Annotated in this window: 24 protein-coding genes; 12 read left to right on the top strand and 12 right to left on the bottom strand. The window is 58.3% G+C overall.

The features are described from left to right. Positions 1-449: 449 nt before the first annotated feature. Entirely contained in the window at positions 450-1139 is a 690-nt protein-coding gene (locus HY067_21580) for a hypothetical protein (protein MBI3530547.1), read from the top strand. Positions 1140-1290: 151 nt separating this feature from the next. Here the strand turns inward: HY067_21580 and HY067_21575 are convergent, their stop codons facing one another. Continuing rightward, the gene (locus HY067_21575; protein MBI3530546.1) at positions 1291-1893 is read right to left on the bottom strand and encodes a substrate-binding domain-containing protein; all 603 of its coding nucleotides are present in this window, start codon (positions 1891-1893) and stop codon (positions 1291-1293) included. On the opposite strand from HY067_21575, the gene HY067_21570 reads away from it, so the two are divergent. Continuing rightward, on the top strand, positions 1885-2715 hold the full coding sequence (locus HY067_21570; protein ID MBI3530545.1) for an ATP-binding cassette domain-containing protein: 831 nt from the start codon (positions 1885-1887) through the stop codon (positions 2713-2715). The two genes, HY067_21575 and HY067_21570, sit on opposite strands and share 9 nt — an antisense overlap. On the opposite strand, the gene HY067_21565 is transcribed toward HY067_21570, so the two are convergent. Further along, positions 2695-3624, bottom strand: coding sequence for a hypothetical protein (locus HY067_21565; GenBank protein ID MBI3530544.1), 930 nt, complete (start codon positions 3622-3624; stop codon positions 2695-2697). The two genes, HY067_21570 and HY067_21565, sit on opposite strands and share 21 nt — an antisense overlap. A gap of 468 nt (positions 3625-4092) precedes the next feature. On the opposite strand from HY067_21565, the gene HY067_21560 reads away from it, so the two are divergent. Further along, complete coding sequence (locus HY067_21560; protein MBI3530543.1) at positions 4093-4833, top strand: IS6 family transposase; 741 nt, start codon at positions 4093-4095, stop codon at positions 4831-4833. Positions 4834-5228: 395 nt separating this feature from the next. Here HY067_21560 and HY067_21555 read toward each other — a convergent pair whose 3' ends face one another. Continuing rightward, positions 5229-5972, bottom strand: a complete 744-nt coding sequence (locus tag HY067_21555; protein ID MBI3530542.1) for a DUF2182 domain-containing protein — start codon at positions 5970-5972, stop codon at positions 5229-5231. A gap of 56 nt (positions 5973-6028) precedes the next feature. Further along, positions 6029-6673, bottom strand: a complete 645-nt coding sequence (locus tag HY067_21550) for a DUF1326 domain-containing protein (protein MBI3530541.1) — start codon at positions 6671-6673, stop codon at positions 6029-6031. Positions 6674-6935: 262 nt separating this feature from the next. On the opposite strand from HY067_21550, the gene HY067_21545 reads away from it, so the two are divergent. Beyond that, the gene (locus HY067_21545; GenBank protein MBI3530540.1) at positions 6936-8333 is read left to right on the top strand and encodes a PLP-dependent aminotransferase family protein; all 1398 of its coding nucleotides are present in this window, start codon (positions 6936-6938) and stop codon (positions 8331-8333) included. Positions 8334-8466: 133 nt separating this feature from the next. Continuing rightward, on the top strand, positions 8467-8811 hold the full coding sequence (locus HY067_21540; GenBank protein ID MBI3530539.1) for a hypothetical protein: 345 nt from the start codon (positions 8467-8469) through the stop codon (positions 8809-8811). Positions 8812-8834: 23 nt separating this feature from the next. Here the strand turns inward: HY067_21540 and HY067_21535 are convergent, their stop codons facing one another. From HY067_21535 to HY067_21520, 4 genes are read right to left on the bottom strand one after another with little or no spacing between them, the layout of a single operon-like run. Further along, entirely contained in the window at positions 8835-9356 is a 522-nt protein-coding gene (locus HY067_21535) for a DoxX family protein (protein ID MBI3530538.1), read from the bottom strand. 3 nt (positions 9357-9359) lie between these two features. Next, on the bottom strand, positions 9360-10145 hold the full coding sequence (locus HY067_21530; protein MBI3530537.1) for a putative DNA-binding domain-containing protein: 786 nt from the start codon (positions 10143-10145) through the stop codon (positions 9360-9362). Continuing rightward, positions 10129-10992 carry a DUF692 domain-containing protein gene (locus HY067_21525; GenBank protein ID MBI3530536.1) on the bottom strand — a complete coding sequence of 288 codons (864 nt, stop codon included), beginning with the start codon at positions 10990-10992 and terminating at the stop codon, positions 10129-10131. The genes HY067_21530 and HY067_21525 overlap by 17 nt, the downstream gene beginning before the upstream one ends. A gap of 17 nt (positions 10993-11009) precedes the next feature. Further along, a complete protein-coding gene (locus HY067_21520; protein MBI3530535.1) occupies positions 11010-11273 on the bottom strand; it encodes a DUF2282 domain-containing protein in 264 nt (87 codons plus the stop codon). Between the two features lie 401 nt (positions 11274-11674). Between HY067_21520 and HY067_21515 the strand changes: the two genes are divergently transcribed. The 4 genes from HY067_21515 to merP (HY067_21500) are packed head-to-tail and all read left to right on the top strand — an operon-like array spanning position 11675 to position 13586. After that, positions 11675-12184, top strand: a complete 510-nt coding sequence (locus HY067_21515) for a sigma-70 family RNA polymerase sigma factor (protein MBI3530534.1) — start codon at positions 11675-11677, stop codon at positions 12182-12184. Next, positions 12172-12918, top strand: coding sequence for a DUF3379 family protein (locus tag HY067_21510; GenBank protein MBI3530533.1), 747 nt, complete (start codon positions 12172-12174; stop codon positions 12916-12918). The genes HY067_21515 and HY067_21510 overlap by 13 nt, the downstream gene beginning before the upstream one ends. 21 nt (positions 12919-12939) lie before the next feature. Beyond that, complete coding sequence (locus tag HY067_21505) at positions 12940-13287, top strand: mercury transporter MerT (protein MBI3530532.1); 348 nt, start codon at positions 12940-12942, stop codon at positions 13285-13287. A gap of 20 nt (positions 13288-13307) precedes the next feature. Beyond that, positions 13308-13586, top strand: a complete 279-nt coding sequence (gene merP, locus HY067_21500; protein ID MBI3530531.1) for a mercury resistance system periplasmic binding protein MerP — start codon at positions 13308-13310, stop codon at positions 13584-13586. Between the two features lie 474 nt (positions 13587-14060). Here merP (HY067_21500) and merP (HY067_21495) read toward each other — a convergent pair whose 3' ends face one another. Next, positions 14061-14345 carry a mercury resistance system periplasmic binding protein MerP gene (merP, locus tag HY067_21495; GenBank protein MBI3530530.1) on the bottom strand — a complete coding sequence of 95 codons (285 nt, stop codon included), beginning with the start codon at positions 14343-14345 and terminating at the stop codon, positions 14061-14063. An 11-nt stretch (positions 14346-14356) separates the two neighbouring features. Continuing rightward, complete coding sequence (locus HY067_21490; GenBank protein MBI3530529.1) at positions 14357-14704, bottom strand: mercury transporter MerT; 348 nt, start codon at positions 14702-14704, stop codon at positions 14357-14359. A 76-nt stretch (positions 14705-14780) separates the two neighbouring features. On the opposite strand from HY067_21490, the gene merR reads away from it, so the two are divergent. Then, positions 14781-15182: an Hg(II)-responsive transcriptional regulator gene (merR, locus tag HY067_21485; protein MBI3530528.1), complete on the top strand. Its 402-nt coding sequence runs from the start codon at positions 14781-14783 to the stop codon at positions 15180-15182. A 91-nt stretch (positions 15183-15273) separates the two neighbouring features. Here the strand turns inward: merR and HY067_21480 are convergent, their stop codons facing one another. Next, complete coding sequence (locus HY067_21480) at positions 15274-17718, bottom strand: thioredoxin domain-containing protein (GenBank protein MBI3530527.1); 2445 nt, start codon at positions 17716-17718, stop codon at positions 15274-15276. A 210-nt stretch (positions 17719-17928) separates the two neighbouring features. Next, a complete protein-coding gene (locus HY067_21475) occupies positions 17929-18435 on the bottom strand; it encodes a transglutaminase domain-containing protein (protein ID MBI3530526.1) in 507 nt (168 codons plus the stop codon). A 548-nt stretch (positions 18436-18983) separates the two neighbouring features. On the opposite strand from HY067_21475, the gene HY067_21470 reads away from it, so the two are divergent. Next, positions 18984-19166: a type II toxin-antitoxin system HicA family toxin gene (locus HY067_21470; protein MBI3530525.1), complete on the top strand. Its 183-nt coding sequence runs from the start codon at positions 18984-18986 to the stop codon at positions 19164-19166. A 66-nt stretch (positions 19167-19232) separates the two neighbouring features. Then, a complete protein-coding gene (locus HY067_21465; protein ID MBI3530524.1) occupies positions 19233-19802 on the top strand; it encodes a type II toxin-antitoxin system HicB family antitoxin in 570 nt (189 codons plus the stop codon). Positions 19803-20284 lie beyond the last annotated feature (482 nt).

The following is a 20284-nucleotide window of genomic DNA, read 5'->3' as shown; positions in this document are numbered from 1 at the left end:
CATTGCCCTGCGGGCACTTGACCGGATTGGCGACTCTGCGGTTGCAGTGCGCTGACCGGCCCCAGTTCGACGACACCGTTGCCCGATGATTGGGCCACGGCACCACCTGGCGGCAGCTCGGCAACATAACTTCTTTCGGGCGCCTCGGTTACGACGTAGTTTGGCGGGCTCTGCACGTAATACGTGGTACTGGGGTAGTAGGGCCCGGCGCCTAGCCAAACCGATGAGTAGTAGTATGGAAAAATCAGAGCACCGAAAATTGGCGGCGTGAAAATGAAAAAGCGTCCGCCTCCCCCGTGGCCGTGCCGAGCGCCATGGGCTTAGGCAGTCGTCGCCACAAGCATCAGTAAGGCAATGGCAAATAAGATCTTTTTCACGGCCACCTTAGTCTCGCGATAGCGGCCAACCAAAGGTAGATCAAGCACGTTAACGCAGATGTCGCGGCTTCCGTGGACAAGCTTCTTTGTGACGTCTTGACGCCGACCAAGGGCGGTCATCGCGAATTTAAGATGGACTGGGATTTCTGGTTGAGGCGTATGGCCCGGCTTTTTTCGGATCGTGCCGCGCGCATCGCCTTTTCCCAGCCCCTTATGGTTCGAGTACTGAATACTGGAGACAACATGAGTAAAGCGATCACTGCTTTTTTTGCCCTCGCACTCCTTTTCCTTACGTCCGCAACAAGTTACGCCGACGACGTCAATTGGCAAACGGTCAAGTCGGATGCCTGCGGCGGATTCACCGTGAAGATGCCGGGCACCCCGAAGGAAGAATCCGCGGCTGAGAAAGAAGTCATCCTGCGCACGTACTCGGTTGAGTGGCCCGAAGGTATTTTCACTGTCGCCTGCATCGTTTACCTACCCGGCGCCAAGGTGAACATTCAGGATGAACTCGCCACCAATCGGGACAATTTCAACAAGGAATCCGAAGCAACGCTCATTTCGGAAGCGACGATAACGCTGCAAGGCGTTCCCGGTCTTGATTTCACTTCGCAGAGTGCGAAGCACAGAACCAACTACCGCGTCCGGGTTTACGCTGACGGTAACCGCGTGTTCCTGGCCTCGGCCGGCGTGAGAAAGGGTCACGACGAACTGATCAAAATCGAGCAGTTCCTCGGCTCCTTCCACTTGACCGATCGCTGACATACCCGTAAGTCAATCGAAATGCTTGTTCGATCCGGCCTTGCATCCTGCCGGACGTGGTAGGATTCCCCCGATTTCCCGGACGGTTTAGTTAACCCATCTGGCACTGTTCGAATTGCACTGGCCTGAGGGTATTGTCAACTTGCCGCTTTCATTTCGTGCAAAGCTCGAGCTTCGCCGTCGCCAGACCTCTCAGCTCACCGGATCGCATTTTTGCGGAGCACACCTGTCCGGTTTCGCGATACCAAGGCTGGCCTTTGGGATCGATGCCGGCCCGTCGCCACATCGCCAGCTCCCTGACATGTGTACCCGATTGATCTCCGCGGGAAACGAATACCGCCCTCCTCTCGGCGATCCGCTTCATCGCGTCTGCCGCCCACAATCCCTTGATACCCGCCGGATCTTCCGGAGGGCCGATGATCACGAAATCGTTGTACATGACGAGGCGTCGCGACAGCCCATAGCCCTGCGCCAACCATTGCTTTTCGGCCTCGGGCGAATGCGTCAGAAGAACGTCGCCCTCACCGCGCGCACCTTGCTTCAGGATGTCGCCGCTTCCCGCGACGATTGTCTTTACCTTGATGCCGGTCTTGCGCTCAAAGGCTTCTGTTAGGTGTTTCAGGATGCCGCTATCCTGGGTCGTAGTGGTCGTCAGCACGACGAGTTCGTCGGCTGCGACAGCACTTGGGTTCAGATTGATTGCTGCAGCCAGTGCAAGGAAAGAGATGCACAGAATACGATCGGCATGGATCATGACACGTCCTTTTCATGCGCGGCTTCTGCGCGTGGTGATATTCGAACAAATATAACGCTGTGGCAAGGAGCCGGTCAATGTAAGGATTTAACGGAAAAGCGGCCTTGTGGTGGCCTTTCTGATCGGGTGATGTCACAACACATCGAGTTTGCGCTGCGCTACGACGTGCACAGGAAATCCCGGTATGGACCGGACCGAATTCGAGAAGTATTTGGAGATGGTGCGTATGGCCGATTGTACACAGGCAAAACCTGGCGAGAGCTCTGTGGTGGGCAGCAGAAGCGCGTCGCGTTGGCCCGCGCCTTAGTCGCCAATCCTACTATCGTGATGATGGACGAGCCGCTGTCAAGCCTCGATCCGGAGCTGAACCTGCACCTACGCCAGGAGATCCTGAAGCTGCGCGGGGAGCTTGGCTTTATCTTGGTCAACGTTACATACAGCCGCAAGGAGGCCGCTGATATCGGTTCGTGCTTGATCGTCATGCACCAAAACATGATTGTGTTCCGCAAAAACCTGCTCACGCAAATGCGGACACAAGCGAATACTCGTGATGGAGCCCACTCAACACGGATCTGGACCGCACCGCGAGTTGCGGGCCCGAGCGATGGAGGCATTTCTGGTTGGCGGGCAACGCCGACGTTGCCGGCGGATCAGGTATTCCCGGACCCAAGGCCATGTGCAGACGCGCGCCGTTGTGTTGCGTACTGGGCTTCCCCCGATTCGACGGACACTTCCGGTAGATACAATGATCTGTTTCGACCTTACTCTACTTTTAACCCGTGCCGAAATTCCGGTACAACGTCAGTGCGCCGGAGTGTGTGATTGATAATCCCAGGTAAGGGTCAGGATCAGGCTATGGCTTTTCGGTCCAAAGAGCTCGCCAACGCGATCTAGTCCCATGTCGTCTACGTAGGCCACATCGATATTGAAGGGGGCTGATTTCACCGAGAATCCAAACGTTGAAGAGTGCTCGTCTCTCCCCAATCTGACAACGAATCGGCGCTCGTAGAAAGCGTGTTCGAATCCATACGTTGGGGCGTTGATTGTTATGTCCGTCCCATTCAGGGCGTTGATCTTGTGAAGTCTCGTCACCCCATAGTCGATCAGACCACCTGTCCAGGGAGAATACGAAGCCCCTAGCCGAAATTCCCGGGATCGCGCGATGCCTTCGCTAACACCCGATGGATCGATGCGCCGCTCAAGATCGGAGTTGAGTATGACGCGGGTACCCACCAAGAGTTGGGGATTCGCCTGCCAAGCGACACCAAAACCACCCGAGGGGCGCCACTCAGTTTCGAAGCGTACTCTCTGACCGCCTTGGGTCACTGCATCGAAACTCGAAATTTCGTGAGACAGGAGCACGCCCGCCGAAACCCCAGGTCCCAGCGGCATTGCAATTTTGGAAAAAACCCCTTCGTTTCGTCCCGTTCCAACGACGGCAACCTTGCCAGGTCCCAATCCGGGTGATTTCACCTGGAAGTTAACGTCATTCGTCTCCTGGGTAACGCCAATTAAATAAACCGCGAGATCTTTCCACAATGGAGGAGTAGTTACCCCCACCGCTTCGAAGCGAAACTCGTTGCCATTGTCGAAATTCGTCTGTCCATAATCGAAGAGCGCAGTGTTCGCGTCCTTCCAAACAAGCCCGTAGTTTCCCTGTGAGGCACCATCGCCTCCCATACCGATGCTTCTTACCCCTTTTTTAATTTGCGCAGAGGAAAATTCCCTCATTGAAAGTTCGGGGGACTGGGCGTGTCCGTAAGCTGGGAGACAGCAAACAAACGCGAATGTCACCGCAAGCATCCGCCAGATAGAAATCTCTGGCGGACAAGGCCGAGTGTCGTGTTTCGAGTTGAGGAATTGTTCAAACCTATTATTGTTTTTGATGGTGCCCCCATTTTTTCTTATGGATGACAGCGGACTGTTTCCCCAAGAGTCCGGCGTCGTTAGGTCATATGTTACATCAAGTCTGTCCGGTTAAGAACGTAGGTAGTTGCCGGAAACCGTTATCCAGAGCGGGCTTCCAAGGTTTTTGGGGCGGTGTCGACTTGAACGAAAAGCGACTTGTCTGCGATTTTCCCGAGATGTCATTGATCTCGGAGGACGGCCATGTACTGTTGTTTTTCACCATCAGTTGACTCTGTTTTCCATTTTCGACAGGGTATTGTCAACTTGGCCTGGAGCTGATGCAATGGTCAGATGGATACCTTAACAGCCCCGAGTTACGGTGGTTACCGCTTCCCGCGCGAGATCATTGCCCACTGCGCGTGGCTCTATTATCGGTTCAGTCTGAGCTTACGCGACATCCAGGAGCTAATGCTGGAACGCGGCGTCGTGGTCTCCCACGAAACGATTCGCCGATGGTGTCTGAAGTTCGGCGCTGACTACGCTCGCAGGCTACAGCGAAGCAGAGGTCGGATGGGCGATACTTGGTACCTGGACGAGGTGTTCTGCAGAATCAACGGACAGCTCGTCTACCTCTGGCGGGCGGTGGATCACGACGGGGAAACGCTTGACATCCTGGTGCAGAGTCGTCGCAACGCCAAGGCTGCCAAACGATTCTTCAGGAAGCTGCTCAAGGGATTGCGTTATTGCCCGCGCGTGCTTGTTACCGACAAACTCTCAAGCTACACCGTGGCCCACGAAGAAATGATGCCCGGGGTCAACCATCGGCGAGGTGGCAGAGTAAACAACCGAGCGGAGAACTCCCACCAACCAACGCGGGAACGGGAACGGCGAATGCGTAGCTTCAAATCGATGAAGCACGCACAGCGCTTTCTGTCCACGCATGGACAAGTCTCGAATCACTTTCGATGCGCACGCCATCTGATGCGGGCATGCCACTATCGAGGTCAGATGATCAAGCAATTTGCGACGTGGCGAGTGATCTGTGGACTGCGCGGGGCCTCAGGGAACGACGGGCACGCGCTGCGCTATTGACCGATTCGTAGAGCTGAGTGGTCTCGCGACCGGTGAAGATTGAAGTCTGTACGAAGTGGTAGCGGCAAGTTGACAATACCGAGAAAAACCCTGAAGGAAAAACAGAACAAAGTCCCAGCCAAGTGCAGTGCAAAGGTTGACGTACGCGCCGACGAATTGCTGGCCGAGGAAAGATCTCTTAAAGGCTAATAGCGCACTACTTCGTTCAAAAATACGTCGCCCCTGAGTCAGGAGTTCCGAAGTATCTTGAGAATTCGGAGGCGTGAGCCGGAATCGAACCGACGTACAAGAATTTGCAATCCTTTTCATGACGCAAGAGGATCGCCCTCCGGGATATTATTTAGTCAACTTAGATTTGGGAGGAAAAGCGCGAGGACCGCCAGGGTGCAGACGTCTTACGAAACAAAGTGTCTGACGAGCAGTACTCCACCCCAGAAGATCAACGCCCATCCGACAGTCCGTCCGAACCGGTCTCCGCCGGGCAAAGCCTTCTCGATCAGTATGAAGCCAGTAAGAGCCACCATCCAGCGTAGATCCATGACGCCAAGTGCGAGCGGCAGCAGCATCAGAGCCCAACAGCAGCCGAGGCATGTAGCCCCGTTCTTAAGCCCCAGCGCAATTGCGCCGGACTGTGACTCTTGCCATGCGCTGAGCAGAAGATGCACCGGCGAGCGACAGCCGATGAGGCAAGCGCGTTTGAGCGGAGTGAACTGAAATACGCCCGCACCAATCAGGAACAGCCCGCTCATAGTTGTGCTGGCGCTATCCATCATCGGAGTGATCAGTGCAGTCTCTAGCAACGCCCATTGCAGAACTGTGGCGGCGAGACTAAATCCAAGCCATACGATCAAGTAGCCGATAACGAGGAGGCTGGCGCTAACTAGCCGCTGCGCATTTTCGCCGCGGGCGCGCTGAATGCCAACGTAGGCGAGCACCATCGGGACAGCCGATGGCAGCATCATTGCACTCATCATGATCGTCCACATCAGAAGCACCAGACACAGATCCGCAATGCCCCAGTTGGTCATCGCCGGCATGATCGCCATGTCCGCGCCGACATCCATATGGCGCATGCCCCATTCCATATGAAGCATGTAGGCCCACGACAAAGTGGCCAACCCAGCGAGGACGCCGAGCACTGCCGCACGATCTCCTGCTCGAAGCCCGCGCGCGATCCGGGTTGCATTACCCATCATCAGGCTTGGTACGTGAAAGGCGAATAAAAGCCGTTTCGGCCAAGCAATTCCCAGGACAACCCGTAGTCGCGATAGCTGAGGATGTGGGAGGGCGCCACAACGGCAGGTGTTGCCGGTACCACCGCGACCGGATTTCCGCTTATCAGAACCGTTCCACCACCCTGACCCTGCATCGCCTCAATTTCCATCTGAGCAATACCTTCGATTCGCATCCCGCGCCGTACCCCATCGGCTGTGTATTCGAGTTTTGCCGCCCTCACACCTACGACTTCGCCAATGAACCCTGCGAGTACACTCATGTGGCCGCCAGCCTGGCCGGAGAAGATCGCGGCAAGCGCGTCGCGCTGCTTTTGGTTTCCGCGCTCGTCAAGGTAAAGCCCGACCCGCCATTTTGTCTGCAACATGTGCCCAGGTGAGACCACGGCCAGGGCAGCATTCAGGCCATCGAGTTTGACATCACCAAAGCGTCCCTGGTCGATGTGCCAGCCGATCAGCACCGTGCAATTTCCCTCGGTCGGCGCACTACCGAAGACGCAAGGGCATGCGGAGGCGCAGTTGCAGGATTCGAGATAGTTGCCGGAAACCTTCCATGATTTTTTGTCTTCCGCGGCTTCGGCCGAGGCGATGATCCGAGAGGGCAGCATCGCAATTGTGGCCAGTGCGGCAACCGCCTTCATCCAATGACGTCTAATCAGGTTATTCATGCGACCTCCTATATGCGAAGACAATATTCAATTCAAGCGACGCAACATCGCGACTCGCCTGCTGCTCTTGACGCTGTACCGACCATAGCGGACACTTGAGCCGTACGACATGTACGGTTGTCCCTTACAGTTGGTGAACTGGCACGGTCGAACGACCGGTACAGTGCTGGCTGCACCAACGTAACGAGAGGAGACCATTCGCATGATGTCTCTGAGCATCGACCCACGAGATCGCAAGCCGCTGGTGGAGCAGATCGTCGCCAGCGTAAGTGAACAGATCGAAAGTCGTGCCCTCGTGCCCGGGTCACGTCTGCCGTCAATTCGAAATTTTTCCAAGGATCACAAAGTCAGCCGGTTTACGGTTGTTGAGGCATACGATCGTCTGGTTGCCATGGGATACGTGCGGTCGCGGCCGGGGTCCGGATTCTTCGCGGCGGGACGAATTAACGGCCACCCATCGGCCGAAACCCCATCCGTACCGGACCATGACGTGGGTGTGGTGTGGTTGTTTCGCCGCTTTCTCGACGAGCACGAAGAGCGCGTGCTGGCGGGTGGCCCGTGGCTTCCGGGCGACTGGATGGATCAGGCTGGACTGCGGCGCAATCTACGCGCGCTCGCCCAGACCGGCGCACAGCATCTGCATGCCTACGGCATCGCCAAGGGTTACCTGCCGCTGCGGCAGCAACTTCAGGTAAAACTTTCGGAGTTGGGTGTGGGGGCGGAAACCGAGCAGATTGTGCTCACGCATGGGGTAAGCCAGGCGCTCGATCTAACGATGCGCGCTCTATTGAAGCCCGGAGATTCGGTATTGGTGGACGATCCGGGTTACTACAATTTTTTCGGCAATCTACGCGCCCACGGAGTGAAATTGTACGGCGTGCCGCGCAATCCAGATGGCCCGGACCCGGCGGCGCTGATGCTTCTGGCGGAAACGCACCGGCCGAAACTGTACTTCACCCAGTCAGTGATGCAAAACCCCACCTGCAGCGACATGAGCCCAGCGGTTGCGTTTCGCGTATTGCAAGCCGCGGAAAAACACGACTTTCTGGTTGTGGAAGACGACGTGTTCTGTGACCTGCAACCGGCGCCGACCCAGCGGCTCGCCACGCTCGACCAACTGAATCGGGTGATCTATATCAGCAGTTTCTCCAAGACGCTGTCGGGAAGCCTAAGAGTCGGTTACGTCGCCTGCCGACGAGAGCTCGCGGAAAAGATTACCGACATGAAAATGCTGTCTTGCATCACCTCTTCGCAAATGGCCGAGCGTCTGGTCTATCAGATGCTGGTCGAGGGCCACTACCGGAAGTTTCTCGAGCGCCTGAGGGAGCGCCTTGGGGTGGCGCGTACGCACGCTCTGAAGACAATGGAAGAAATCGGCATGAAGGTCTTCGTCGAGCCCTCCGCTGGAATGTTCGTCTGGGCCCGGTTTCCCCAGATCGAGGATTCAGCAGAGTTGTCGAACCGCGCGTACAAGAAGGGAATCATTCTCGCGCCGGGCGCCGTATTCCGGCCGCATCTGGAGCGGTCCGCCTGGATGCGCTTCAACGTTTCAGTTTTCGATACACCGCTTCTTCTGAAATTCTTGCGCGATTTGGCCTGACGCCTTGTTGCAAAACGCTCGGAGCGGTGTGGGCCGGCATTACCTATTGCGGCTCTCGATATTGCCGATATAGCCAGCAGGGGTCTCCTTTGCAGGGTAGAGGGCTTGCTCCTACGATAGGTTGCCAATTCTCATGAAAAACGTTCAATATTTGGATGAAATGACGGCACTGCTAAGAGAAGCCAGACCACGGCTTGCCGCAACACACCGATTGGAATTCAAAAATTGCTTCGGCGCAGTCACTGGGTACATCAATGGGAAAATTTTCATTTCTTGCGGAAGTTTTGGCACCGCCCTCAGACTGCCGCCGAAAGTTCTCGACGTGTTATTCAAAGATTCCGACGTAAGGCCTTTAAAATACTTTCCCAATGGCCACGTGAAGAAAGCATACGCTGTGCTCCCCCGAAGAATTACGGGAGACAAGCAGCGGTTTAAAAAACTTCTGGAAGAAAGCATCAAACATTCTTCATCGAAGTAATTTGGTCGCGCGACGCGCCGATCCTATTCCCCGGTTCTCGTCTCTCGTGGCACCGGAGCGAATAGGTGGCTCTTCGGGTCAATCAAGGCGGGTCGGACAGTGGTTCCAAAGAAGCGTTTTTTGATCACGAAGTCCAGAGAGAACACCCCGGGTCCATGCAAAGCCAGCATCGCGAGAAGCCAGCTCCAGAGGATATGGTCCTTGATCCCGGATTCGCTGATGTCTGGGTACGACATGGCGGCGACCACATTCAGCACCAACAGGGCCAAGGCGCTAAACCGTCCCGCCAAACCCAGTGCGATGAGGGGCGACAGACACAGTTCGGCTGCGGTGGCAAGCCAGGCCGCCAGGTCAGGAGTCAAAAGCGCTACGGTGTACTCGTTCTCGAACAAAGACAAAGTCGAGTCCCAGCTTTGGATCTTCACCAGCCCGGACTTGAAGAACACCTGGGCCACGTAGAGCCGAACAAGGAGATCGAACACAGGCGCGAGGACATCGAGCGCGTTCATCGCCCTGCATACGACGCGCGCTAAGCGCTTGACCATGATTCACTCCTCTGTCGGGGTGTGAAATCCAACAAGTGTTCCTCCCAGCGCATGGTGCCGGAGGAATGCGCCCAGATCGAAGCCGGGCTCGGCCGCGAGCGCACACGCATGGGCTTGCTGCAGGGACGTGCCCGCCGCGAATGCTTCGAGCATGGCCCGCTCGCCGTTCGAGACGGGCTCGATCTCAACTGTGGTGCCGCGGCGGGTTACCAGCAACTGGTCCGCGCCTTCGGTCAGGGCCACCTGCTGGTCGCCGGCGAATCCAGGCTGGCTCGCCTGCCAGATTCGCCAAATCGGATAGGGTGAACACACCACGCAGCAAGCCGGATGCAGCTCGAAATGCAGACCGAGCAACCCTTCCGGAGGAACTTCGGCCAGGCGGTGCAGATCCACCGGCAGCGCGTCGGCGGCGTGGAAAGCGCGCTCGATCGCCCACTCCAACCGCGCCACGCCGGGGAGATAAATCAGACCACCCGCCGGGGCCCACGCCTCCAGGAAACCCCCGAACTCGCCGCCGAAGTCATTGAGATCCCCTGATCGCGACGGCTGGCTTGAGGCGTAGTCATCGGCGGCGCGATGGAAGAATGCGTCACCCACGAGATTCCGGATCGCGGGATAAGTGTCCCGCAAGGCATTGCGATAATTACCGAATACATTGTTGCGGTAAACGTCGAGGGCGCCGGCGGCATCAAGGTCCACGGGCGCGACGATCCAATCGCGCAGCGCGTTTTCCTGGCGCTCGATGATTGCGGCAGCCATGGCACGCTGGACCTCAGACAGCGACAGCATGGATTTCCTCCAGGACTGCGGCCGCCTTGCGCGCTTCGCTGAGCAGCACGGCGAATGCCGGAATGTCGGCGTCCCACTCAATGAGCGTCGGACGCGGGCCGATGCGCCGAATGGTGTCGCGGTAGAGCGCCCAGACTTCTCTCGAAACCGGCGTGCCATGCGTATCGATCAGACAGGCGCCGCTGTGGTCAAATCCGGCAAGGTGGATCTCCTGGACTGCATCCGCGGGGATCGCCGCCAAGTAGTCGGTCGGGTCGAACCCGTGGTTGATCGCGTTGACGTAAATGTTGTTGACATCGAGCAGGAGACCGCAGTCGCTGCGCCGCGAGACCTCGGCCAGAAACGCCGATTCGGGGATGGTGGAGTGGCGAAACCGCAGATAGCTCGATATGTTTTCGATCAGGATCCGGCGCCCGAGGTAATCCTGTACCTGTTCGACGCGGGTGCAGACGTGCGCCAACGCCTCCTCGGTGTAGGGCAGCGGCAGCAAGTCGTTGAGATGGCGCCCGCCCGCGGCGCTCCAGCACAGGTGTTCGGAGACAAGGCCCGGCTCGTAGCGCTGGATTAGACGGCGGAGGCGGCCGAGGTGGTGAAGGTCGAGTGCTTCGGTAGAGCCCAGCCCGAGGCCCACACCGTGCAGGCTCAGCGGATAGCGACTGCGAATCTGTTCCAGGAAGGCATGCGGCTGACCTCCCGCGCCGAAGTAGTTCTCGCTGTGCACTTCAAACCAGCCCACGCGCGGGCGACTGTCGATAATCTCGCAATAGTGCGGCGCGCGCAAACCGATCCCCGCCGCAACGGGGATCGTTGCGCTCACGCGCGGCGCTGGTGCGGCGCGTTGCGTCATTCGACTCTACTGTAGTGTCACTTCTTGGAAGCGACCACCATTCCGCCGGCGATCTTCTCGCAGATGCCCTTGGGAACGTACACCCATTCGTCGCCACCGTCGGCCTTGGCCTGACCGGCGCAGGAGTGCTTGCCGGTGCCACAGTCGTTCTTACCCGTCTTGGCGATGCCGGCACATTTCTCCATCCCCTCCTTTTCCGCATAGGCGCTGCCGGCCGCCGTGAGCCCGACGGCGAGCAGGCTGGCGATGGCGGAGTGGACGATTAAGTTCGAGTGTTTCATGAATCCTCCTGGTTGGTATGGTTGGGTTGAGAACAGGCACGTCGCCCGTTCTGGAGAGAAGACTCGGCCAGAACCGAAATCCTTACGACCCAGGCGCACTATTATTCTTGCCACCCGATTCAGCGTAAGGTTTCGGCCACAGTCCCTGTCTACTGCTTCGGAAGCCCGCTATCTAGCACAACATGAAAAGCAGATCCGGCCCTGCTGATCGCCGCCCGAGCGGCGGCTTCTTCAGTGTTAGCCGACGTTGTCTGTTTGCAGAGGACAGCATGAGATCGTCACGTATTCGCGGGAATACCGTATTCGCCCCCGGCACCATAGCGACCGGCTCGAGGGCTCCGAGCATTGGGCGGGGCAGCGTTTATAAACTTTAGAAACGGATTCCAGCCGGCCGATCGCTCATGGACTCAAGTCAATTCGAGAGAATGGTGCGAGCGTATTCATCAGACCTGTATCGATTCGCGTTCTGGCTGTGCCGCAACCGCTGGCAGGCTCAGGATCTGGTTCAGGAGTGCTTCGCTGCGGCCTGGAACGCACGCAAGAGCCTGCGCGACCAGGGTGCGCCGAAAGCCTGGCTGTTCAGCATCTTGCGCAACAAACACGCGAGCACCTACCAGCGCAAGCAGCTGGATACGCTGGAAGTCGAGCTCGATGAGCTGCCCGCAACGGTAACCAGCGGAAGCGAGCGCGTTGAGCTGCAGCAATGCCTGGAGAGCCTGCCCGAGATCTATCGAGAGCCTTTGGTATTGCAGTTGCTGGGCGGATTTAACGGCAAGGAAATCGCAAACATGCTGGGGATCACCGAGCAGAACGTCATGACGAGGCTGTGTCGGGCGCGCCAGACGCTGCGGCGGCTGGTGAACACAGGCAATGAAAGCGGTTTTGAGGGAGCCAAGAAATGGAATGCCTGACCTTCCGTCGCGCCAAGCTGGCTGTACCCCACGACGCGAGCACCGAGCTGATCGAGCATGTCCGTGGCTGCGCGGCCTGCGCGGTATTTGCCCGCGAGATCGATGAATTCGAGCGGCGCCTGCACGAGGCAGTGCACCTCGCCGTCCCCGAGGGGCTGGCCGAGCAGATCCTCGTGCGACATCAGCGCCCTGGTTGGGCGAGCCGTATGTTAGAGGTGATGCGGAACTCGTTCGGGCTGCGCCAAAGCGCCCTAAGCGGGCGGCGATCCGCCCATGTTTTGGTGGCCGCCTTCGTGCTGTCAGTGATAGTGGCTATCGCGCTCAACCTGCCGAGTGAGCACAACGAACCGGCCGACCGCTTTATCGCTCATGTCGTCGCCGAACCCGAGGTGTTCAGGGACACGGCCAACTTCGAGCCGGCCAAGTTCGACCAGGCCATGGCTCGTTACGGCGGACAGATCCACCAACCCGTTGGATCGGTGCGCCACCTGGGTGACTGCCTGATCGATGGTGTGGTGGCCCAACACATCCTGGTACAAACGCCGTATGGCACCGCCACGTTGATCTTGATTCCGAAGCGGATGTCGGCGACATCCAAGCCCCGTACCAAGGATGGCTACACGGTTGTGGTCATCGCGCTTCGCAACGGCAGCCTCGGCATTGTTACCGACTCGCCCGAGAGAACGCGCAAGGTCGAAGACCTGCTCAAACAGCGCGTGACCTGGGATAGTTGATCTGGAGCGCAGAAGATCAAGATGGCCGCATTGGATGCGAAAAACTCATTGATTGCTGGGGCGCTCGCCGCGATCGGCGCGTCGGTGTGCTACGTCGGCCCGCTGGTTCTACTGGCGCTCGGCATCGGCGGGGCCTGGGTTGGGAGTCTTACTGCGGTCGAGCCGTATCGACCCCTGTTCATCGGCCTGACGTTGCTGTTTCTCGGGCTGGCGTTTCGCAAGCTCTATCTGCAGCCGCAGGTGTGCGCGCCGGGCACGCCTTGCGCCGATCCGCGCACGATCAAGCGCCAGCGCGCGACGTTCTGGACGGTCGCGGCCCTGCTGCTCGGTCTGCTGGCGGTGCCGTGGCTGGCGCCGTGGTTCTACTAATTAAGGGAGAGAGGAAATCCATGCGCCAACTATTGCCGCTTCTAATGTTCGCCCTGCTCCCGCTCACAGTCCTGGCGGGCCCGCCGCAGACGGTCGTGCTCGATGTTCAGAACATGACGTGTCCGCTCTGCCCGATCACGGTCGGGAAGGCGCTGGAAAGAGTGCCCGGCGTCGCTGATGCGAAAGTCGATCTCGACAAGAAGACCGCCACAGTCAGGTTCGACCCGGACAAGGCAACGACACAGGCTCTCGTTAAGGCCACCACCGACGCGGGTTATCCGTCCACCGTCCACAAGTAGCCCGGCCGTGACCGCGGTCGTGCTCGAAACTTTGCTGACCAGTCCGCGCTGTGGCTTTGCCAACGCGAAGACCATGCCCACCGACGCGTTTCCGTGCTATTTACGAGTGCGGGAGTTGCAACGCTCTGCTAAGGCCTGAGCCGGGCGACTGCTGGCGGACTCGTCTCAGGTATCTAAATCATTGCCTCAATTCCTGTTCAACTTGACAGCGCATCACGTCTGGCACTTTGCTGCGAGTGTTTTGCGAATATCTGCTGTTAACAACACCTTCGAGCTTCCTGGATCGGCGGACAACTGACGGACCCGTATGAACAGAATACGCAGCAATCCCCTGCCTTGGGACGCAGTAGCGTCTTGCATCCCGCGCATTCGTAAAAGAACTGACAGGCATTCGTAGGCATGACTTCCTGTTTCTGGAAGCCGCACTGCGGGCAGGTGATAACGGACTCAAGAATGAGCGTGCTCATCAAACGCTCACTTGCGAACCGTCGCAGGATATCCCGCATTGGTGGTCGCCTTGACCAGTGTGGCGATGTTGGCTTTATCCGGGTCGAACTTCACCGTTGCAGTACGTTGGTATAAGTCCACCTCGGCACCCACGACACCGCCCACCCTTTGCAGCGACTTCCTGACGGTGATCGGACACAAGGGACAAGTCATGTTCTGAACATCGAGCACGACCGTTTCGGGAGATCCCGCAAAAGCCGGCGTAGTCGACGTGATGATGAGAGCAGCAATTGCAGCGAGTAGGTGCTTCATGATTTCTCCGATCAGTACAGCAAGGGGGCGGCCAGGGGCGCCGCAAGCAGACCGAGCAGCAGAACGGTGACGATCCAGAACGTCACCCGCTGGCGCTTGATCGTGCGCGGATCGGCGCAAGGTGTGCCCGGTGAGCACACCGGCGGCTGCAGATAGAGCTTGCGCAAGGCCAGTCCGAGAAACAGCAGTGTCAGCCCGATAAAGACGGGCCGGTACGGCTCCATCGCCGTCAGGCTACCCACCCATGTGCCGCTGATGCCAAGCGTCAACAACACGAGCGGCCCAACGCAGCACACCGACGCCCCGATGGCGGCCAGGATACCCGCGATCAGCGTGCCTCTTCCAGTAAGTACGACCATGTCCATAACTCCAAAAGTCGAGAGGCTCGGGAGTAGCATAGATGCCGTACCATGGTCCGGAATCAAGAGGTAATTCATGGAAGAAAGACTAACGATCGGACGGGTCGCCCGGGCAGCAGGGGTGAACGTCGAGACAATCCGTTACTATCAGCGGCGCGGCCTTCTCGACGAGCCGGACAAGCCGCTGGGTGGGCATCGGCGCTATGGAGCGTCGGTCGCGAGGCGCGTAAGTTTCATCAAGCGGGCGCAACAACTCGGCTTCACGTTGCAAGAAGTGAAAGGCTTGCTCCTGCTCGAGGACGGCCAGAGCTGTCGGGAGACACGGTTGTTGGCGCAGCACAAACTTGCCGTCATCGAGACGCGGATGTCCGACCTTGGTCGAATGCGCCGTCTGCTCAAGGACCTTATCGCCGAATGCGAAGACGGCAAACGGCCACGGTCCTGCCCTATCATCACCACCCTATCGGCGGGCGCGTAGGTGGTGAAAGAGCAGTTTGAGCCGAATCGTCGGTACGATGAAGAAATTGTCAGACGCCCGGGGTTCGGCAGGCCATGCGAGGCTAGACCTATCACGGGCGTTTTATGTTGAGCGACAACGTCGAAGGGGGCAGGCATACCTCGTCGTCGCAGGCTTGAACCCTTAGCGTGGCGACGATCGGATCATGGCGCAGCAGAGTCCCTTTTGGCGCCACGCCTTTCAACGAGATCGAGCCTTCGTACACGTTTAACCCGTCCGGGGCGAACTGGGGCTTGATGAGCGTTGCCGCCGGATACTCGACTCGCAGATCGGGCACGCCGTCGACCGACAGGCTGGTGGGGATGAGATAGTCGAACGTCGCGGGATTGGCGTTAACGTGATAGCCCTCGTCGATCACGACGGTGACCCTGATTTCGTCGTGATTTCCGGTGCTGCGTATCTTGCCGACCGCGTGGACGTGTTCTGCAGTGCCCGGCAGAGCCGACGGGGTGCGGGCCAATCGAGACGGAGTGTCCCGCTTCGCAACGCTGCGCACCGGCAGAGGATAGCGGTTGAGGGCAGCGACTGCGCTGGGCCATTGGCTCGGGTATTCCTGCAGCATGCCGCTCAAGCGCGTCACGACCCGCAGCGCCGCATCGGCGTATTCCTGATTGCGGGTTACTCTATGCATGCGCACAAGTAACTCGATCGCCGCCGAGGTGCCGGTAGGAGCAGTGTGGTCGCCGTCATCCAGTGGCGGGATGAGCAGATCGCTGGCTGCCATCGATGTAGTCAGGGTGTCGCCCTGCAAGAAACGGCGCAGCATCGAATTGGCGAGTTGCGCCGCGCGATCCCGCCAAACGCCTTCTTTGGTCGCATCCGCCAAGCTCAGAAAGGCAATCCCCAGCAATGCATAGTCATCCAGGTAACCGTGAATTTGAGCACGCCCCCCAAACAGCTCGTGTTTCAATTCGCCGGTTTTCGGATCAAAGGCCTGTTGCCAGAGCCGGTCCGCCGTCTGCTTCGCCAGTCCGATGAAGCGCTCGTTCTGCAATATAGCCCCGCTCTGAACGAGCGCAACGATCGTCATGCCGTTCCAGGCGACAATAATCTTCTCGTCGCGCGCAGGCTGAATCCTCCGATTGCGCGCCTCGAGCAACTGGGCACGTGCCGGCGCCAAGGAAGCTAGCACCTGGCTGATGTTGTTTCCGCCGCTCCGTTGCAAGGCCTCGGCGATTGGCATGCGTACGCGCAGCACTCCCCCTTCGGCGCCAGCAAGGAGGCTGTTGCCATGGGGCTCCGGAAGCGGCGTCAGGGCGTAGATCAGGAAGAAACGCTTGGCTGCTTCCTCGCCCAGGATCGATTCGATCTCTCTTTGGTTCCAAAGATAGCTAATACCTTCGCGGCCAGCGACCTCGGCATCCTGCGCTGCATAGAAGCCGCCACCCCGGGCCATCATTTCCCGCGAAAGATAGTCCGCCACGTCCTCGGCTACTTGCCGGTAAAGCGCGTTGTGCGTTATTCGATAGGCCTCCGCGTAGATCCCGAGCAATTGGGCGTTGTCATACAGCATCTTCTCGAAATGCGGAATCGACCAAGTCGGCTCCGTGCTATAGCGGTGGAAACCGCCACTCAGATGGTCGTGAATGCCGCCGAGCGCCATCGCGTCCAACGTCTTCGTGAGTGCCGCCAATGCTTGCGGATGGCGACTGATCTCGCGGTCCGCCAGCAGCAGGGTCAAGGCAGGTTCGCGGGGAAATTTCGTGGGGCCACTACCCAAGCCGCCATAGGTTGCATCGTAATCCTGCAGAATCGCCTCGCGTGCGCTGCTCAACCAATCCGTCGGGCTGATTGACGCCATCGTTTCCGCCGCCGTCCGCTTGCGCGCCTCAAGCATCGCTTGGTAGACCTTGTCGGCCTGATTTAACACCTCCTGCGGCCGATTCACCCAGGCCTCGTGCAGAGCTTTGAGCCGAGTGGGGAATCCTGGCCGGCCTAACTCATCGTCAGCCGGCGGAAAATAGCTTCCGGCATAGAAAGGCTTCAAGTCCGGTGTCAGAAACACGTTATTGGGCCAACCCCCACGCCCAGTGATCAACTGGGTCGCCAACATATAGATGCTGTCCAGGTCGGGACGTTGTTCGCGGTCGACCTTGATGTTGACGAACCATTCATTCATCAGCTTGGCAATTTCCGGATCGGAATAGATGATCCGTTCCGCGACGTGGCACCAGTAGCACGTGCTGTAGCCGATAGACACGAAGATCGGCCGGTTCTCGCGCTTCGCCTTGACGAGTGCTTCAGCTCCCCAGGGGTACCAGTCCACCGGGTTGTGCGCGTGCAAAAGCAAATACGGGTCGTTGGAATCGATCAGGTGATTGGTGTGCGCGTGTTGCTTAGCCGCATCCACCGGTTGCGTCGTGGGGTTCTCGCCCGCGGCGGCAGGCAAATACTGGAACACGATTCCAACGAGAACAATCACCCACATGACGAGGTATCGACCCACCTGCCACATTGCGGGCGGCCGATCGGACGCATCGCTGCGCTTGGTCACCATTAAATCTCATTGAAGCGGATATGCCGGTCCAGGGGCGGAAGGGGCAAGCCGTCGAGCTCGGCGTAGGGGCCGGCGAAGAAGAGCAGGGGCCGGCCTTCACGCGCGGGACTCAACACGATGTCCCTTGGACCAGGCAACGTGATTCATCTCCAAGTCACCGAATAGCTGATGCTTGCCGTACTTGCACGCGCAGGATGCGTCGACGGGAAGTCACCCGAACCCGGGTGCGAAGAACTCCGCCCAGCAATGGTAGCCACATAGCTCGCATACATCGTGTCCGAGAGGTGGGGATTCGAACGCCTGCCCGAGGATCAGACGCGCCGGAATCCCCAGAGAGCGGCACAGGGAAATGAAGAGCGCGTGAATGTCGTTGCAGTTTCCGGCCGAACACACCAGTGCGTGCTCGGTGCTTCCCTTCCATGACTGCTGTGCGGCGTCATAGGTCATAGTGCTGGCGACATAGTCATAGACCAGCCTCGCCTGCTCGAGCATGTTTGTCCTGGCGCCGACCACCTCGAGGGCCAACTTATGAGTTTTGTCGTCGACGTCGACGAATTGTTCGGCACGCAGCCAGCGCTCGAACAGCGCGGAGGATTGCAGCGGCCGGACGCAGTCGGGATGCACCCTATGGGTAACCGCGGTGCGCTCGACCAGATATCGAATCTGGAACCTAGCCTCTACATTGTCGAGCCCTCTGGTATGAGCGTGCAGCATCAAGTTCCCGTGCTCCGGCTCCCGGCGGACCATCCAAGGCCACGGCGCGGAGATCGAGATGTCGAGCATATGCTGGTACGGCGTGTCCGGGATGATCGGGTACCAGAGATTTACGGAGCGGTCCCTATTGCTCGGCGGGCGGACATTGCAGGAATCGACAATCTCATGGCGGACTGAGCTTTTTCTGATCGTTTCCCCCTTGAGGCTTGCATTCCATAACGGTAGACATAGTTCACCTCCATAGAACGCGAAACGCTGCACGCAATCCTTGCTAGGTCACCGAGCGATGCATCTTCCAATCCTTCTTGGGAGGCGGCTTGCAGTACGGTGGTGTCCATTGTGGCTCGGACACGTTTGCGCCGCATGTGCTCGTTCACCGCATGGACTTTCGCATCGTCACGCCGATATCGTCATTGAGCCTTCGCATACCGGTAATCTTAGACTACGTCGCCAACCATTCAAGCATCTGTGTTCGATAGTTGCACGCCAGCAACAAGAATCCCCACTAAGTCGTCTTTGACAATCACGTGTCAGTGTGTATGATACACATCATGCATAGCAAAGCACTGATCAAGATGCTAACGAAGGCCGGCTGGGTTGAAGTCCGGATTGTCGGCAGCTATCATCAGTTCAAGCACCCGGATCGCAAAGAAGTGATTACGGTACCGCACCCAAAAAAGGACCTTCCAATCGGTACAGTGAACAACATTTTGAAGGTGGCCGGGCTAAAGTAAGGTAATTGGAGTCAGGCAGTACAGAACAGGTAGGACAAAGCCGGTAAGACCAGAGAGGTAGAGAAAATGAGATACCCGGTAGTGATTCACAAGGAAAAGGGCTCCGCCTACGGCGTGACCGTGCCCGATATTCCAGGCTGCTTTTCCGCCGGCGATACGCTCGACGAGGCGTTCGCTAATGCACGCGAAGCGATCTTTGCGCATCTCGAGTTGGTCACCGAGAGCGGCGGCGATGTCGCCGACGCGCGATCGATCGAGGAGCACCATACAAATAAAGACTACGCTGGCGGCACCTGGGCATTCGTCGACGTCGATATCGAAGATCTGCTCGGCCCAGCCGAGCGCGTCAACGTGACCATCCCAAAGCGGGCGCTGCAAAAAATCGATATAGCGGCGAAGCGCCGCGGCGATACCAGGTCCGGCCTACTTACACGCGCCGCGCTGGATTTCATCAGCATCCCGGGCGGCACGTTCGTGAAGAAGGAAGCCAACCGGCAAAAATCAGCCTATGCCGGTTCCATCTTGGGGGGAAGAACGACTCGAAAGTCAGCGGGATCGACCGCAACCGAACGCGCTCCCAAGGCATCAACGAGCAAGGCAAAGCCTTCAGCAGCGAAAACCAGGAAGTCGGCTTAACTCGATTGATGGAAGTTATTTCACAGGGGTACACCATGGCGAAGAAGCCATCTGTGAACTGATAAGACACATTCCTGCCGGGAACCCTGACCTGCAACGTCGCCGATCAACCGCGAGCGGCCCTGCCCCACTGCTCGGGGAGATTTTGGGGACTGGAGGGAGCAAGAGCGGGCAAAACAGCGCAAAATGGGGAACGGGCGGCGCTGTAGTATTTAGTTAAAACAATAAGTTACGCTTGCAGGGTGAGCTACGAACCAAGGGGTCGTGGGTTCAAATCCTGCCGGGCGCGCCAGTACATCAAACGGTTAGATGCGAAAGCGTCTAGCCGTTTTTCATTTGCATGGGGACTTTATGGGGACTTGTCTCCCCGCGAGCTTCCCTTGCAATCATTGCCAGGCTTCGATTCGTCCGACTGCGCTCATCGGTAATTCGATTTAGCGCGTCCACCAGTTCGGCAACCTGGGCCACCGAGTAGTGCGCTG

Source organism: Betaproteobacteria bacterium (genome assembly GCA_016194905.1).
In the GTDB taxonomy this organism is placed as follows: domain Bacteria; phylum Pseudomonadota; class Gammaproteobacteria; order Burkholderiales; family JACQAP01; genus JACQAP01.
The sequence above is the reverse complement of the archived record's forward strand: the minus strand, read 5'-3'. Positions and strand labels throughout refer to the sequence as shown.

Coding starts and splice junctions, on each gene's coding strand:
- HY067_21570 (MBI3530545.1), top strand. CDS start 1,885: ATGGATCATGACACGTCCTTTTCATGCGCGGCTTCTGCGCGTGGTGAT.
- HY067_21575 (MBI3530546.1), bottom strand. CDS start 1,893: ATGATCCATGCCGATCGTATTCTGTGCATCTCTTTCCTTGCACTGGCT.
- HY067_21565 (MBI3530544.1), bottom strand. CDS start 3,624: ATGAGGGAATTTTCCTCTGCGCAAATTAAAAAAGGGGTAAGAAGCATC.
- HY067_21560 (MBI3530543.1), top strand. CDS start 4,093: ATGGATACCTTAACAGCCCCGAGTTACGGTGGTTACCGCTTCCCGCGC.
- HY067_21550 (MBI3530541.1), bottom strand. CDS start 6,673: ATGCTGCCCTCTCGGATCATCGCCTCGGCCGAAGCCGCGGAAGACAAA.
- HY067_21545 (MBI3530540.1), top strand. CDS start 6,936: ATGATGTCTCTGAGCATCGACCCACGAGATCGCAAGCCGCTGGTGGAG.
- HY067_21540 (MBI3530539.1), top strand. CDS start 8,467: ATGAAAAACGTTCAATATTTGGATGAAATGACGGCACTGCTAAGAGAA.
- HY067_21535 (MBI3530538.1), bottom strand. CDS start 9,356: ATGGTCAAGCGCTTAGCGCGCGTCGTATGCAGGGCGATGAACGCGCTC.
- HY067_21530 (MBI3530537.1), bottom strand. CDS start 10,145: ATGCTGTCGCTGTCTGAGGTCCAGCGTGCCATGGCTGCCGCAATCATC.
- HY067_21525 (MBI3530536.1), bottom strand. CDS start 10,992: ATGACGCAACGCGCCGCACCAGCGCCGCGCGTGAGCGCAACGATCCCC.
- HY067_21520 (MBI3530535.1), bottom strand. CDS start 11,273: ATGAAACACTCGAACTTAATCGTCCACTCCGCCATCGCCAGCCTGCTC.
- HY067_21515 (MBI3530534.1), top strand. CDS start 11,675: ATGGACTCAAGTCAATTCGAGAGAATGGTGCGAGCGTATTCATCAGAC.
- HY067_21510 (MBI3530533.1), top strand. CDS start 12,172: ATGGAATGCCTGACCTTCCGTCGCGCCAAGCTGGCTGTACCCCACGAC.
- HY067_21505 (MBI3530532.1), top strand. CDS start 12,940: ATGGCCGCATTGGATGCGAAAAACTCATTGATTGCTGGGGCGCTCGCC.
- merP (MBI3530531.1), top strand. CDS start 13,308: ATGCGCCAACTATTGCCGCTTCTAATGTTCGCCCTGCTCCCGCTCACA.
- merP (MBI3530530.1), bottom strand. CDS start 14,345: ATGAAGCACCTACTCGCTGCAATTGCTGCTCTCATCATCACGTCGACT.
- HY067_21490 (MBI3530529.1), bottom strand. CDS start 14,704: ATGGTCGTACTTACTGGAAGAGGCACGCTGATCGCGGGTATCCTGGCC.
- merR (MBI3530528.1), top strand. CDS start 14,781: ATGGAAGAAAGACTAACGATCGGACGGGTCGCCCGGGCAGCAGGGGTG.
- HY067_21480 (MBI3530527.1), bottom strand. CDS start 17,718: ATGGTGACCAAGCGCAGCGATGCGTCCGATCGGCCGCCCGCAATGTGG.
- HY067_21470 (MBI3530525.1), top strand. CDS start 18,984: ATGCATAGCAAAGCACTGATCAAGATGCTAACGAAGGCCGGCTGGGTT.
- HY067_21465 (MBI3530524.1), top strand. CDS start 19,233: ATGAGATACCCGGTAGTGATTCACAAGGAAAAGGGCTCCGCCTACGGC.